Consider the following 13,803-nt stretch of genomic DNA (forward strand, 5'->3'; position numbering starts at 1 on the left):
GTCCATGGGGCTCAGTTGGACGCCCAGTAAGTGCTGGGGCCGGGTAGCGGGGTAGCCTCGTTGTCCAGCACCTTCATCCAGCGCATGCCGGTGTCGTGCATCCATGTTTGCAGGTGACTGCGGTAGGGCAGACTCATATCGATGTTGGCATCAGCACGCAGCATGAACGTGATGCCCATGGACTTGCCGCGAAACTTGTTGCCATGCACGTTGATTAGCACGGCATTGCGAGGAACATCCCCTCCATGCGGCGCCAAGGCGGCAAAGGTGGATTTCAACCATGGGTTGTTGCTGCTGGGCGCGTCATTCACAAGTTGCCGGAAGTTGGCGATGCTGTCACCCCGCGCGCAGACATACAGCATGGCGCTGGCAGTGAGACCAAAGTCATCCACCAGACCTGCCGGGTTGTCCGTGGTGCAGGGCTGGTTCCCCCAGTTGATGGGCAGCGAGTTGGGAGTGAAGTGCAGCGTCATGGCAAACAGTGGACCACCCTGGCGGTCCAGATTACGCAGGGTCAGGATCACGCGTGGCGTGCTGCCCGGGCCATCACTGCGTCCACCGGTGAGAGCGAGCGATTCTTCCTGTTTGCCGATCACCTCCCATTGGCCTTCGGGCAGGGGGATGGGTTTGGCAAACAGGCCCAATGCAATGCCGCTTGGCGAGAGCGTGCTGCCGACCTCAATCTTGTCATAGGCCACTTGGGCGACGCTGGTGGTGCTGGTCGTCGTGGCCAACAGGCTGGCCAGAATGCACGCGGCAGTGCGTGCGTTTGTAGAAAAACGCAAAATTTGTCTCCCATATAAAGTCTGCTGCGATGCTAGCGGCTTGGGCTTGGTGACGCCATCCCCCACAAGAGTGATTCTGGCGACATCAGGTGTCCCAGCCGTGGGGTCGGCGCTGGGCCTGTTCAGCGCGCTCCTGCGCCATCTGCTCTTCCAGTTGCTGGCGGCCCTGTTTGATCACGGCAATCAGCTTGGAGCTGTCTTTGTAGTGCGGGTGCAGCTTCTCGAACAGCTCCAGGTTGTGCTGGCGAAAGCGCATGGCGGTCTGGCGCGCCGCATGGGGCTCGTGGCCCAGCAGCTCCAGCACGCTGCGGGCGCTGCGCAGGCTGGACTCAAACAGTTCGCGCTCCACCCGCACCACGCCGCGGTCGCGCAGCTGGTTCCAGTGCGTCACGTCGCGCGCCCGCGCCACGATCTGCAGCTGCGGAAAATGCGCCTGCGCCAGGTCCACAATCTCTAGCGATTGCTCTACATCGTCCACCGCCACTACCAGCACCTTGGCCGTGGCTGCGCCCGCAGTGCGCAGCAGGTCCAGCCGCGTGGCGTCGCCATAGAACACACGGTAGCCAATGTTGCGCGCCACCTCGATCATTTCGGCGTCGTGGTCCAGCACGGTGGTGGCTATGCCTTCGGCCGTGAGCAGGCGGCCGACAATCTGACCGTAGCGGCCAAAGCCCGCAATCACGATGGGCGCCTCTTGCTGTTCCGAGATTTCTTCCATCGCAGGCACATCGCAGTTGGCGTAGCGCGGCAGCAGCAGCCGGTCCACCGCCACCAGAATCAGCGGGCTCAGCAGCATGGACACGGCCACTGCGCCAATCAGCAGCGAGGCGGTTTCGGCCGGGAATACTTTCGCACTGGCTGCGGCCTGAAACACCACAAACGCAAACTCGCCACCCTGCGCCAGCAGCAGCGTGAACACCGGGCGCTCCTGGAAGGGCAGTTCGATATGGCGCGCCAGTGCGTAGATCACCGCACCCTTGATGGACAGAAAGCCCAGCACCACCAGCGCCATCAGGCCGGGCGATTGCAGCAGCACGCCAAAGTCGATGCTCATGCCCACGGCAATGAAAAACAGGCCCAGCAGCAGACCCTTGAAGGGCTCGATGTCGGTTTCCAGCTCGCGCCGGTATTCACTCTCGGCCAGCAGCACACCGGCCAGAAAGGCGCCCAGCGCCATGGAGAGGCCCACCAGCAGCATCAGCGCCGAAATGCCTACCACCAGCAGCAGCGCTGCGGCAGTAAAGATCTCAGGTGTCTTCGAGCGCGCAATCCAGCGCAGCAGCGGGCGAATGAGCAATCGCCCACCGAGCACGATACCAGCAATGACAGCTATGATTTTGATAGCTGTTTGCGCATATTCCATGGGGGCTGAGGCCTCATTTGCCATTGAAACGACGCCCAGCAGCGGCAGCAGCGCCAGGATAGGGATGGCCGCCACGTCCTGGAACAGCAGGATGGAGAAGGCCGCCTGGCCACTGCGGGTGGGCAGCAGGTTGCGTTCGCCCATCACCTGCAGTGCAATCGCAGTGCTGGAGAGGGCCAGACCCAGCGCGGCCACCACGGCCAGGCGCCAGTCCACGCCGCACGCTACCGCCGCCAGGGCCAGTACCAGCGCGCAGCCCAGCACCTGCAAACTGCCCCAGCCAAAGATGGAGCGGCGCAGATTCCAGAGGCGCTTGGGTTCCAGCTCCAGGCCCACCAGAAACAGCATCAGCACCACGCCAAACTCGGCAAAGTGCAGGATGTCTTCCACATTGGTCACCAGGCCCAGGCCCCAAGGGCCGATGGCAATGCCCGCCGCCAGATAGCCAATGATGGAGCCCAAGCCCAAGGCCTTGGAAAGCGGCACGGCAATCACCGCCGCGCTCAAATAGATAAAGCTGTTGATCAGCCAGGTGGGGGCGTGTTCCATCAGGCGCTTGCCTCCACGGTGTGATGGGTGGGCCGGTCGGTGTCCGGCACCACGCATGCGGGGCAACTTTCCATGTCGTCCAGCTCGGGCCACTGAGGGTAGCTGGCCAGACGATCGGCAAACATGGCCACGTGCGCGTCCACCTCGCTGCTGTCGACCCGGTGTGCACCGTGCAGGACCAAAGGTGGAAGAAAACGCATGCCACACAGGGCAGCGGTCTGTTCGTAAGGTGGCAGGAAGGCGTCGAAAAAATAGCGGTTGTAGCCTTGGGGGTGGTACGAATTCTCAGGCCCGCCGGTGGTGGCAACCAGCCAGAGGTCTTTGCCCTGCAGCGCATTGCCACCGCCGTAGGCCCAGCCGTGGGTCAGTACCTCGTCCAGCCAAAGCTTGAGCAGCGCGGGCATGGAGTACCACTGCACCGGGTGCAACAGCACCACCAGTTGCGCCGCTTGGAGCCGGGCCTGTTCAGCCGGCACGGCGATGCTGTAGTCGGGGTACTGTGCATAGAGGTCGCACACGGCGGCGGTGTCAGCGTTGCGCGCCGCCTGCAGCAAGCGGCGGTTGACGCGGGATTCGCGCCAGTTGGGGTGGGCAGCGACCAAGTAGATGGGGCTGGCAGTTGGGCTGGGCGGAGCTTGGTGTTCGGTGTCCATGCCGATAACATAGCGCAGTTCCACCTTCCAAGGAGTCGTGTATGCCCGTGGTTGTTGTCGCAAATCCCAAAGGCGGAGTCGGAAAGTCCACCCTCTCCACCCAGATCGCGGGCTACTTTGCATCGCAGGGGCATGCGGTCATGCTGGGCGACGCCGACCGGCAACAATCCTCCAGGCTCTGGCTGAGCCTGCGCCCCCCGGCCGCCCGGCCCATTGCCAGCTGGGATGTAGGTGACGACCAGATTGCCAAACCGCCCAAGGGCACCACCCACGTGGTGCTGGACACCCCGGCCGGTCTGCACGGCAAGCGCCTGAAAGAGGTGCTCAAACTCGCCGACAAGGTGGTCGTGCCGCTGCAGCCAAGTGTGTTCGACATTTTTGCCACGCGCGCTTTTCTGGACGAACTGGCCGGTAGTGCCCAGGCCGCCAGGACCCAAATCGGCATCGTGGGCATGCGTGTGGACGGGCGTACCCGCGCGGCAGACCAGTTGCACACCTTTGTGGACAGCCTGGGCCTGCCGGTACTGGGTTTTGTGCGCGATACGCAAAACTACATCCAGCTCTCCGCCCGGGGCCTTACGGTGTTTGACGTGGCTCCGGGCCGGGTCGAGCGCGATTTGGTGCAGTGGCAGCCCATCTGTCGGTGGCTGGACGCGAAGTAAGCGCCGCCCCCGTTTGTCACGCGGCGGACACGCCGGTGCGGTGCGGCTGACTACAGTGGTGTGCATGAAAACTTTTGCCACCCTTGCCGAACTCTCCGCCCTGGTGGGCCAACAAGTGGCCGCCAGCGAATGGATCACCGTGACCCAGGACCACATCAACCTGTTTGCCCAAGCTACGGGTGACCACCAGTGGATCCATGTGGACGTGGAGCGTGCCAAAGCCGGTCCGTTTGGTGCACCCATCGCACACGGCTTTCTTACGCTCTCGCTGATTCCCCGTTTCTTTGAAAGTGCGCTTACTGTGACTGCGGTCCGTATGGGCGTGAACTATGGCCTCAACAAAGTGCGCTTTATCGCTCCGGTTCCCGTGAACAGCCGCCTGCGTGCGCAGTTGAAACTGCTGGCTAGTGACTCCATCGACAACGGCGGCGTGCAGCAGACCTGGGAGGTGAGCGTGGAGCGCGAAGGTGTGGCCAAGCCGGTTTGCGTGGCTGAATCGCTGGTACGCCAGTACCCTTAGGCTGAAGGCTTGGCGAAGTTCTGCTGCCGCCAGGCTTCAAACACGGTAACCGCCACCGCGTTGGACAGGTTCAAGCTGCGCTGCCCCGCCAGCATGGGCAAGCGCAGGCTTCGTTCGCCGTCGAAGTGTGCACGCACCGTGTCGGAAATTCCCTTGGTTTCCGACCCAAACACCAGCCAGTCACCGGGCTGAAACGCCACCGCATAGGGGCTGCGCGTGCCACGTGTGGTCAGCGTGAACATGCGGTCGATGGCGGGCTGCTCGGTGTCCAGAAAGGTTTGCCAATCCGCGTGGCGCTTGAGCGCAGCGTACTCGTGGTAATCCAGCCCGGCGCGCCGCATGTGCTTGTCGTCCATGGAAAAACCCAGTGGTTCCACCAGGTGCAGCGTACAACCTGTGTTGGCCGCCAGGCGGATGACGTTGCCCGTGTTGGGGGGGATTTCAGGCTCGACAAGGACGATATGGAACATGGCCCATATTGTCGCGCGGCCGCGAGGCTACTCATTCTGTTCGCGCAAACACCAGCACCGTGATGTGCGCCACACCCGCATGTCGCAAGGCGGTACAGGCCGCGTGCAACGAGGCGCCACTGGTCATCACATCGTCCACCAGCATTACGCGCCGGTCTCGCAACTCCGCCACGCGCAGCGGTTCCACTGCAAAAGCGCCTTGCACACTGCGCAGGCGTTCGTGGCGCGGCAGGCTGCTTTGGGGTGGTGTGTCACGCACACGGAGCAGCAGCTCGGTGTTCACTTTTCCGGGCGCCAGATGGCGCGCCAGTTCCAGTGCCTGGTTGAAGCCGCGGGTTCTCAGGCGTTCGGCCGAGAGGGGCAGGGGGAGCACCACATGTGCTGCCTCCAGCGCGGGCTCCACCCAGGGCGCGCTGCGCATGAGGGTGGCCAGGGTACGGGCCCAGGCCGGGTGTTCCTGGAATTTGAACTCCACCACCAAGCCAGACCACGGGTAGGCGTAAGGCACGGCGGCTAGCGCAGCGTCCCACAGTGGGGGCGCTGTGATGCAGGCGCCGCAGCGTGGCATGCCCGCAGGCAAGGGCAGGGCACAGGTGGTGCAGCGATGCACGGGCTGTGCAAACTGGGCCACACAGTTTTCACACACGGCGTGGGCTGGCCATGCATGGCACACGGCGCACCGGCTGGGGACGTGCTGTGATACCCCCTGAAGCAGCTGGCGGAACATGCAGGCAATATACTCGCCGACGCTTTACGCACCCACCCCATGAGCACCCAGCGCCCTCCCACTATTGACCCTGTTGCCGCTACCCGCTGGGCTACCTTGGCGCCGCAGCCGACTGAGTCGCCTTGGTTGCACGAAGAGGTGGCGCGCCGCATGGAGGAGCGCCTGCAGTGGATCGTGCAAAAACCCAGGCAGTGGGCGCACTGGGGTGCCCTGCGGGGCGGCCTGAAGGCCCATGGCTTGCTGAGCAAGCGTTACCCGAATTCAGACTGTTTTGTGCTTGAAAGCACCGCAAGTCGTGCGCAAGCTGCTCGTAATTTGATAGCAAAGCCTTGGTGGAGTCCCCGTGGCTGGACAGGTCCGTGGGTGAAGTTTGAGGCGCCTGTGCAGCCGGTGCAGATGCTGTGGGCGAATATGGCCTTGCATACTGCGGCCGACCCCGAGGCGCTGATCGCCGAATGGCACCGTCTTATCGCTGTTGATGGGTTTGCCATGTTTTCGTGCTTGGGCCCGGACACACTGCGTGAGTTGCGCGCTGTCTATGCGCGATTGGGGTGGCCGGTGGCGGGCCATGAGTTCACCGACATGCACGACTGGGGCGACATGCTGGTCCACGCCGGGTTTGCCGAACCCATCATGGATATGGAGCGCATTACTCTGACCTATTCCACCCCCCAAAGTTTGCTGGCAGAGTTGCGTGGTCTGGGGCGCAACTTGCACCCCCAGCGTTTTCCGGGCCTGCGTTCACGCGCCTGGCTGGCGCGCCTGCATGCCGCCCTTGCGCAGGGGCTTGCTTCACCGGCGGGGGATGGGCGCCTGCAAGTGACCTTTGAAGTTGTCTACGGCCATGCCTTCAAGCCAGCGCCGCGCCTGAATGTCCAAGCCGAAACCACTGTGTCGCTGGAGCAAATGCGAGCAGTTCTCAAGCAGGGACCGACAGGCGCCAAAAGCGGCGCCTAAGCATTTACCCGAGGCTGGCGGTCTGCCTTTTTGAGACGTATCAATAGATTGTCTCGACTACAATGTTAGGAATAAGAGGTAATGGCATTTCCTCCTGCAGTCTCGTCCCGGCTCTGTAAAAGCCGGGCCTATTCGGGCAAGACGCATGACGAATTTGGTTTTTCGCTTTGCGACGGTACAAGGGCGGCATGTTCAGTGGTCATTGCGGCGTAATTGTTCGGTTACTCCGTGGCAACTGGTCTGGCTGTATGTGTCACTGTGTGTGGTGTCGCTTGGAATTGGAATGTTTTTCTGGTTTCAGGGCGCTACGTTGGTGATCCCCTTTGCATCACTCGAGCTGGCCGCAGTGGGATTGGCGTTTTTGGTGTATGCCCGGCATGCTGCCGACGGCGAGCGTATTTCCCTGCGTGGGGGGCGCCTTGTTGTCGAATTGGAGTGTGCTGGCAAGCTGGAGCGCGCCGAGTTTTCAAGTGAATGGGTGAGGGTGGAGCCGCGTGCCGGTGAAGGTTCGTTAATCGAACTCTCGGGAAGCGGTCGATCCATCCAGGTTGGTCGGTTCGTCAGGCCAGAGTTGCGTCCGCTACTCGCCAAAGAGATCCGACTTGCGCTGCGTGCTGCCTGACTGGCGGAATGCAGTGCCTGCGCATTTGGTTGTTTTGGGGCTTAGAAAAGTGAACACGATGAAGAGCATATTGAACAAACTGGCTACCCCCTTGTTGGCGGTGGGCGCGTGGATTAGCACTGCGGTGTTGAGCTTGGCACACGCTGTCAATGACTTGCCTGGTGGGCCTGCAGTCAACCAACTGAACCTGGCGCCAGCGGTGACCAAAATTGCCCAAGAGCAGCAGTGGTTGCACTGGTTCATGCTCATCGTGTGTTCGGTAATTTTCGTCGCCGTGTTCTCCGTGATGTTCTATTCCATCTGGAAACACCGCAAATCGCAGGGCTACAAGGCTGCCACCTTTCATGAGTCGGTGACGGTGGAAGTCATCTGGACCATTGTTCCCTTTGTCATTGTGATCTTGATGGCTTTGCCTGCCACCAAAGTGGTTGTTGCCATGAAGGACACAACCAACGCCGATCTGACCATCAAAGCCACCGGCATGCAGTGGAAGTGGGGCTACGACTATCTCAAGGGTGAAGGCGAGGGCATTGGGTTTGTTTCCACATTGGACAGCGACCAGCGTGCCATGTCTGACGCTGGCGGCCCCCAAAAGGGTGAGTCCATCGACAACTACCTCCTCAAGGTAGACAACCCTCTGGTGGTGCCTGTGGACAAGAAGGTCCGCATCATTACCACCGCCAATGATGTGATCCACGCCTTCATGGTGCCTGCCTTCGGCATCAAGCAAGACGCAATCCCTGGTTTTGTGCGTGACACCTGGTTCCGTGCGGAGAAGGTGGGCGACTACTACGGCCAATGCGCAGAATTGTGCGGCAAGGAGCATGCTTACATGCCTATCCATGTGAAGGTGCTGTCTGCGGAAGATTACTCGGCTTGGGTGGCTGCTGAACAAAAGAAGATGGCGGCCAAGCTGGACGACCCCAGCAAGGTGTGGACTTTGGATGACATCTCCAAGCGCGGCGAAAAGGTCTATGCACAAAACTGTGCGGCTTGCCACCAAGCCAATGGCAAGGGCGCTGGCGCGATCAAAGCGGTAGACGGATCCCCCGTGGTGCTGGACGCTGACAAGAACAAGCAGATTCTGGTGCTTCTGAATGGTCAAAACAACGGCGCCATGCCCGCGTGGAAGTCTTTGAGCGATACCGACATTGCTGCCGTGATCACGTATACCAAGAACAACTGGTCCAACAAGACGGGTCAACTGGTGCAACCGGCCGATGTGCTGGCGCTGCGCAAGTAATACACCCTCTACAGAACGCTAAGAATTGAGAAGGACATCAGAATGAGCGCCGTACTAGACCACCACGACCACGCCCATGACGACCACCACCACGCCCCCACAGGCTGGCAGCGCTGGGTGTTTGCGACCAACCACAAAGACATTGGTACCCTGTACCTGTTGTTCTCCTTCACCATGCTGATCATCGGTGGCATCTTGGCGCTGTTGATTCGCGCTGAGTTGTTCCAACCTGGTTTGCAATTGGTGAACCCTGAGTTGTTCAATTCGCTGACCACCATGCACGGTCTGATCATGGTGTTCGGCGCCATCATGCCTGGCTTCGTCGGTTTTGCGAACTGGATGATTCCTTTGCAAATTGGTGCAAGTGACATGGCTTTTGCCCGCATGAACAACTTCAGCTTTTGGCTGATGATTCCTGCGGCGCTGATGCTGGTTGCCTCGTTCTTTATGCCTGGTGGGGCCCCCGCCGCCGGCTGGACGCTCTATGCGCCCTTGACCCTGCAAATGGGACCCTCCATGGACGCTGGTATTTTTGCCATGCACATCCTGGGCGCATCCTCCATCATGGGCTCGATCAACATCATCGTGACCATCCTCAACATGCGTGCCCCCGGCATGACACTGATGAAGATGCCCATGTTCTGCTGGACTTGGCTGATCACCGCCTACCTGCTGATCGCTGTGATGCCCGTGTTGGCGGGCGCCATCACCATGACGCTGACGGATCGCCACTTTGGCACCAGCTTCTTCAACCCCGCTGGTGGCGGTGACCCCGTGATGTACCAGCACATCTTCTGGTTCTTCGGCCACCCCGAGGTGTACATCATGATCTTGCCGGCGTTTGGCATCGTGAGCCAGATCGTTCCCGCTTTTGCCCGCAAGAAGCTGTTCGGTTACGCCTCCATGGTGTACGCCACTTCGTCCATTGCCATCCTGTCCTTTATCGTGTGGGCGCACCACATGTTCACCACCGGCATGCCGGTGACGGGCCAGCTGTTCTTCATGTACGCGACCATGCTGATTGCCGTACCTACGGCCGTGAAGATCTTCAACTGGATCGCCACGATGTGGCAAGGCTCCATGACGTTCGAGACCCCCATGCTGTTTGCGGTGGGCTTTATCTTCGTGTTCACCATGGGTGGTTTCACTGGCTTGATTCTGGCCATGGCGCCTATCGACATCCAGTTGCAAGACACCTACTACGTGGTGGCCCACTTCCACTATGTGCTGGTAGCTGGTTCCTTGTATGCCATGTTTGCAGGTTTCTACTACTGGGCTCCTAAGTGGACCGGCATGATGATCAGCGAAACCCGCGGCAAGATCCACTTCTGGTGGTCGCTCATCGCATTCAACATCACATTCTTCCCGATGCACTTCTTGGGTCTTGCTGGCATGCCTCGCCGTTACGCTGACTATCCCATGCAGTTTGCAGATTTCAATGCCATCGCTACGGTAGGTGCCTTCGCTTTCGGCTTGGCGCAGGTCTACTTCTTTGTATGGGTGGTGTTGCCTGCCATGATGGGCAAAGGCGAAAAAGCGCCCCAGAAGCCTTGGGAAGCTGCTGAAGGCCTGGAGTGGGAAGTGCCCTCGCCCGCGCCTTTCCATACCTTCGAAAACCCACCCAAGTTGGACGCTACAGCGACCAAGGTGATCGGCTAATGGCTACGCCGGAACAGAAGAAGGCCAATAGGCGCTTGGGGCTGATTCTGGCCTCGGTGGCGGCCATCTTTTTCATCGGCTTCATGGCACGTTTGGTTCTGCTGGGCAAATGAGCATGGGACTCAAGCGCGAAAATTCCCGCATGTTGGGCAAGCTGGCGGTCATTACCGTTGGCATGTTCGCATTCGGCTACGCGCTGGTCCCTATCTACAAAACCATTTGTGAAATGACAGGCATCAACATTCTGGCTTTGGGTGAGCAAGTGCTGACCGGTCAGAAGGGGCAGGCTAGCAACACACAAGTGGATACCAGCCGCACCATCACGGTGGAATTTGATGCCAATGCGCGCGGACCATGGGAGTTCAAGCCTGCACAGCGTTCTTTGCAAGTGCATCCAGGTGAGTTGATGACGGTGGTGTACGAGTTTCAGAACGTGCAAAACCGGCGTATGTCGGCGCAAGCCATCCCAAGCTATGCCCCCATGCAGGCGTCTGCACACTTCAACAAGTTGGAGTGCTTTTGCTTTAACCAGTACACGCTGGAGCCTGGTGAAAAGAAATCATGGCCCGTGGTGTTTGTGATTGATCCCAAGCTCTCCAAAGACGTGACCACCATCACGCTCTCGTACACTTTTTTTGAAGTGGGTGGCAAAACGCCTGCAGCCCCGGTGGCCAGTTTGAAAGCCGTGGCGGCAGAAAGTGCAGGCTCCTGATGCCACCGAATGTGGCAGGAACTGGGAGCGACAGGGCGTCGTTTCTGCGCAGCATCAAGTTGGTGGCTTGGTCATTTTTGGGTATTCGCAGCAACAAGGGTTACCGCGATGACCTGTCCAAGGTCAACCCCGTGCACGTGGTGCTGGTGGGTCTGATCGGTGCCTTGGTGCTGGTCATCGGTTTGATCAGTTTGGTGAAGTGGGTCGTTGCCTCTTAGGGTGGTGACGCATTTCTGAGATTTGGATTAGAGAAGGAATGGAGCAAAAATGAGTTCAACAACACATGGTGGAACGCCGTACTACTTTGTACCCGGCCCTTCGCGCCACCCCGTGATGGCGGCAGCCGGCCTGTTCTTCGTGATTTTGGGTGCAGGCCAGTGGATCAATGGCGCAGACTGGGGTAAATATTCCTTGGCACTGGGCATGGTCTGGTGGCTGGCGGTGCTTTACCAGTGGTTCAGCGATGCCATTACCGAGAGCGAAGGCGGTCAGTATGGCCGCAAGATCGACATCTCCTACCGCTGGAGCATGAGCTGGTTCATTTTCTCGGAAGTGATGTTCTTCGGTGCCTTCTTTACGGCATTGTGGTGGGCCCGCTCGCACTCGGTGCCTGCCCTGGGTAGCCTAGAAAATGCCTTGCTTTGGCCTGACTTCAAAGCCGTGTGGCCCAGCGTGGCTGCCGGTGTAACGGCTTCTCCCGCCGGTATCGTGGAACCCTTTACCACCATGGGTCCCTTCTGGTTGCCCACCATCAACACGGCCTTGTTGTTGACTTCCGGTGTCACGCTGACGATTGCCCACCACGCATTGGTGGATGGCAACCGGAGCAAAACCATTGCGTTCATGTGGGCCACCGTGCTGCTGGGTGTGACCTTCCTGTTTGTGCAAGGGTATGAGTATTACCACGCCTACACCGCCTACAACCTCAAGCTCAGTTCGGGTGTGTTTGGCTCCACTTTCTATATGCTGACCGGCTTCCACGGCTTCCACGTGTTGGTCGGCATGTTGATGCTCTTGTTCATCACCCTGCGCCTGCAAAAAGGCCACTTCACTTCCGAGCGTCACTTCGGCTTCGAAGGTGCAGCCTGGTACTGGCACTTTGTGGACGTGGTCTGGTTGGGCTTGTACGTGTTGGTGTACTGGCTGTAAGCATTTGCGTCACACCCGAAAGGCACCGCTTGCGGTGCCTTTTTTAATGGAGCGGTTGACCTCTTACCACTGTGCTGTGGCTTAACTGCCTTGCGGAATTCCCGTGGGGTGGATGTAGCCCAGTTTCCAAGCTAACAAGATGCACACAAACAGCAAGATGGAAAAGCCCACCCGCAAAGCCAGTGCCCTGGCCATGCCGCGGGATTTGTTGCCCTGCGTCTGTCCGCCACGCAGCATGAAGAACAGGGCAGCGCCCAGGCTGGCCAAAATAGCGAGGAAAGCGAGTGCGACAAGTAGGCTCATGTGGGAGATTATCGCGTGAGCCTGCGTCGTGTGGTGGCGGCAGTGGCTGCCGTAGCCGCGGTCGTAGTGACCCTGTCGCTGGGGCGCTGGCAGCTGGATCGTGCCGCACAGAAAGAAGCGCTGGCCCAGTCGATTCAGACCCAAGGGCGCAAGCTTGCACTAACTGGAAGTGAAATTTTGCAGGCGAGCCCGCGCGATGCGCTGGTACACCGCACCGTTCGCCTACAGGGGCGTTGGCTCTCTGATCGCACCATTTACTTGGACAACCGGCAAATGCAGGGCCGGGTGGGGTTTTTTGTACTGACACCGTTGCAACTGTCCGACAGCCCAGCAGTGGTCTTGGTGCAGCGGGGTTGGGCTCCACGGAATTTTGAAAACCGCAGCGCCTTGCCCGCAGTACAAACCCCCAGCGAATCCGTGGTGGTGGAGGGGCGTATGGCCCCGCCACCGTCCAAGCTTTACGAGCCCGGCACCTCAAGCACTGGCGCAATCCGGCAAAATCTCGACCTGACCCAGTTCCGCGAGGAAACGGGTCTGCCGCTTTTGACAGAACTGAGCGTGGTGCAGACTGGTGCTGCCAGTGACGGTCTGCTGCGAGAGTGGCCTGAAATCAACCTAGGCGTTGATAAACATTACGGTTATGCGGCGCAGTGGTTTGCTCTGGCGGCCCTGGTCGTGGTGCTGTACGCCTGGTTTCAGCTCCGCCCGCTTTTATTTGTTTCCAAGGATTCCCATGTCTCGCGCCAACCCGAATGATGACCACCCCCTCGGCTTGACCGTGCACTCTATGCCGGTGCCGGACCAGGGGCTGGCCCAGGCCGGCGCGCGCACCCGTCTGGGCCGCTGGAAGATGCTGATGGTCATGCTGGTGTGCGCGGCACCGGTCATTGCTTCGTATTTCACCTACTACGTGGTACGACCCGAAGGGCGGCGCAACTTTGGTACGCTGGTGGAGCCGCAGCGCCCGCTGCCCGATGTGGTGGGCACCACGCTGGATGGCAAGTCTGTGAACCTGCGCAGCCTCAAGGGCCAATGGTTGTTCATGAGTGTGGCGGGGGCTGACTGCGATGCCGAGTGTGGCCAGCGCCTGTACCTGCAGCGCCAGCTGCGCGAAAGCCTGGGCAAAGAAAAAGACCGCCTGGACTGGGTCTGGTTGATCCAAGACAACCAGCCAGTTGCAGAGGCTTTGTTGCCCGCGCTGAAGGACGCCACGGTTATCCGTGTGTCGGAAGCCGATCTGTCCGCATGGCTGGTGGCCCAAGAAGGCTCGGCCTTGTCGGACCACCTCTATGTCGTAGATCCGATTGGCAACCTGATGCTGCGGTTCCCGCCCAAGCTGGACCCCGAAGGTGCGCTCAAAGCCAAGCGCGACCTGGACCGCCTGATGCGCGCGGCTGCCTTCTGGGACAAAGCCGGCCGTTAAGTGCCG

General features: G+C 60.0%; 18 protein-coding genes. 12 read left to right on the forward strand and 6 right to left on the reverse strand.

Annotated features, from left to right (window positions below):
- Positions 1–11: 11 nt before the first annotated feature.
- The 3 genes from CHU94_RS17455 to CHU94_RS17465 all read right to left on the reverse strand — a co-directional run bounded on the left by CHU94_RS17455 (position 12) and on the right by CHU94_RS17465 (position 3,350).
- On the reverse strand, positions 12–785 hold the full coding sequence (locus CHU94_RS17455; protein ID WP_094482213.1) for a hypothetical protein: 774 nt from the start codon (positions 783–785) through the stop codon (positions 12–14).
- Between the two features lie 85 nt (positions 786–870).
- A complete protein-coding gene (gene kefC, locus CHU94_RS17460; RefSeq protein WP_094482215.1) occupies positions 871–2,697 on the reverse strand; it encodes a glutathione-regulated potassium-efflux system protein KefC in 1,827 nt (608 codons plus the stop codon).
- Positions 2,697–3,350, reverse strand: coding sequence for an NAD(P)H-dependent oxidoreductase (locus tag CHU94_RS17465; protein WP_094482851.1), 654 nt, complete (start codon positions 3,348–3,350; stop codon positions 2,697–2,699). The genes kefC and CHU94_RS17465 overlap by 1 nt, the downstream gene beginning before the upstream one ends.
- A 41-nt stretch (positions 3,351–3,391) precedes the next feature.
- Between CHU94_RS17465 and CHU94_RS17470 the strand changes: the two genes are divergently transcribed.
- Positions 3,392–4,012: a ParA family protein gene (locus tag CHU94_RS17470; RefSeq protein WP_094482217.1), complete on the forward strand. Its 621-nt coding sequence runs from the start codon at positions 3,392–3,394 to the stop codon at positions 4,010–4,012.
- Positions 4,013–4,076: 64 nt separating this feature from the next.
- Positions 4,077–4,532, forward strand: coding sequence for a MaoC family dehydratase (locus CHU94_RS17475; protein WP_094482853.1), 456 nt, complete (start codon positions 4,077–4,079; stop codon positions 4,530–4,532).
- Here CHU94_RS17475 and trmL read toward each other — a convergent pair.
- Both trmL and CHU94_RS17485 read right to left on the reverse strand, forming a co-directional pair.
- A complete protein-coding gene (gene trmL / locus CHU94_RS17480) occupies positions 4,529–5,002 on the reverse strand; it encodes a tRNA (uridine(34)/cytosine(34)/5-carboxymethylaminomethyluridine(34)-2'-O)-methyltransferase TrmL (protein ID WP_094482219.1) in 474 nt (157 codons plus the stop codon). The two genes, CHU94_RS17475 and trmL, sit on opposite strands and share 4 nt — an antisense overlap.
- A gap of 31 nt (positions 5,003–5,033) precedes the next feature.
- On the reverse strand, positions 5,034–5,729 hold the full coding sequence (locus CHU94_RS17485) for a ComF family protein (RefSeq protein ID WP_094482221.1): 696 nt from the start codon (positions 5,727–5,729) through the stop codon (positions 5,034–5,036).
- A 39-nt stretch (positions 5,730–5,768) separates the two neighbouring features.
- On the opposite strand from CHU94_RS17485, the gene CHU94_RS17490 reads away from it, so the two are divergent.
- From CHU94_RS17490 to CHU94_RS17520, 8 genes are all read left to right on the forward strand, one after another.
- On the forward strand, positions 5,769–6,686 hold the full coding sequence (locus tag CHU94_RS17490; protein ID WP_094482223.1) for a biotin synthase: 918 nt from the start codon (positions 5,769–5,771) through the stop codon (positions 6,684–6,686).
- Between the two features lie 145 nt (positions 6,687–6,831).
- The gene (locus tag CHU94_RS17495; protein ID WP_094482225.1) at positions 6,832–7,308 is read left to right on the forward strand and encodes a DUF2244 domain-containing protein; all 477 of its coding nucleotides are present in this window, start codon (positions 6,832–6,834) and stop codon (positions 7,306–7,308) included.
- 58 nt (positions 7,309–7,366) lie between these two features.
- Complete coding sequence (gene coxB / locus CHU94_RS17500; protein WP_094482227.1) at positions 7,367–8,551, forward strand: cytochrome c oxidase subunit II; 1,185 nt, start codon at positions 7,367–7,369, stop codon at positions 8,549–8,551.
- 42 nt (positions 8,552–8,593) lie between these two features.
- Positions 8,594–10,210, forward strand: a complete 1,617-nt coding sequence (ctaD, locus tag CHU94_RS17505) for a cytochrome c oxidase subunit I (RefSeq protein ID WP_094482229.1) — start codon at positions 8,594–8,596, stop codon at positions 10,208–10,210.
- Positions 10,210–10,323: a cytochrome oxidase small assembly protein gene (locus CHU94_RS19370; protein WP_217901331.1), complete on the forward strand. Its 114-nt coding sequence runs from the start codon at positions 10,210–10,212 to the stop codon at positions 10,321–10,323. Before ctaD ends, CHU94_RS19370 begins: the two co-directional genes overlap by 1 nt.
- A gap of 2 nt (positions 10,324–10,325) precedes the next feature.
- On the forward strand, positions 10,326–10,922 hold the full coding sequence (locus tag CHU94_RS17510; RefSeq protein ID WP_094482855.1) for a cytochrome c oxidase assembly protein: 597 nt from the start codon (positions 10,326–10,328) through the stop codon (positions 10,920–10,922).
- Positions 10,922–11,140, forward strand: a complete 219-nt coding sequence (locus CHU94_RS17515) for a DUF2970 domain-containing protein (RefSeq protein WP_094482231.1) — start codon at positions 10,922–10,924, stop codon at positions 11,138–11,140. The genes CHU94_RS17510 and CHU94_RS17515 overlap by 1 nt, the downstream gene beginning before the upstream one ends.
- Positions 11,141–11,189: 49 nt before the next feature.
- A complete protein-coding gene (locus CHU94_RS17520) occupies positions 11,190–12,071 on the forward strand; it encodes a cytochrome c oxidase subunit 3 (RefSeq protein WP_094482233.1) in 882 nt (293 codons plus the stop codon).
- A gap of 81 nt (positions 12,072–12,152) precedes the next feature.
- Here the strand turns inward: CHU94_RS17520 and CHU94_RS17525 are convergent, their stop codons facing one another.
- The gene (locus CHU94_RS17525) at positions 12,153–12,374 is read right to left on the reverse strand and encodes a twin transmembrane helix small protein (protein ID WP_176452071.1); all 222 of its coding nucleotides are present in this window, start codon (positions 12,372–12,374) and stop codon (positions 12,153–12,155) included.
- Positions 12,375–12,389: 15 nt separating this feature from the next.
- Here CHU94_RS17525 and CHU94_RS17530 point away from each other — a divergent pair, with 15 nt between their 5' ends.
- Both CHU94_RS17530 and CHU94_RS17535 read left to right on the forward strand, forming a co-directional pair.
- Positions 12,390–13,130, forward strand: a complete 741-nt coding sequence (locus CHU94_RS17530; protein ID WP_255034022.1) for an SURF1 family protein — start codon at positions 12,390–12,392, stop codon at positions 13,128–13,130.
- Positions 13,108–13,797, forward strand: a complete 690-nt coding sequence (locus tag CHU94_RS17535; protein ID WP_094482237.1) for a hypothetical protein — start codon at positions 13,108–13,110, stop codon at positions 13,795–13,797. The genes CHU94_RS17530 and CHU94_RS17535 overlap by 23 nt, the downstream gene beginning before the upstream one ends.
- Positions 13,798–13,803: the final 6 nt, after the last annotated feature.

This window comes from Rhodoferax sp. TH121 (genome assembly GCF_002251855.1).
Taxonomy (GTDB): Bacteria; Pseudomonadota; Gammaproteobacteria; order Burkholderiales; family Burkholderiaceae_C; genus Allorhodoferax.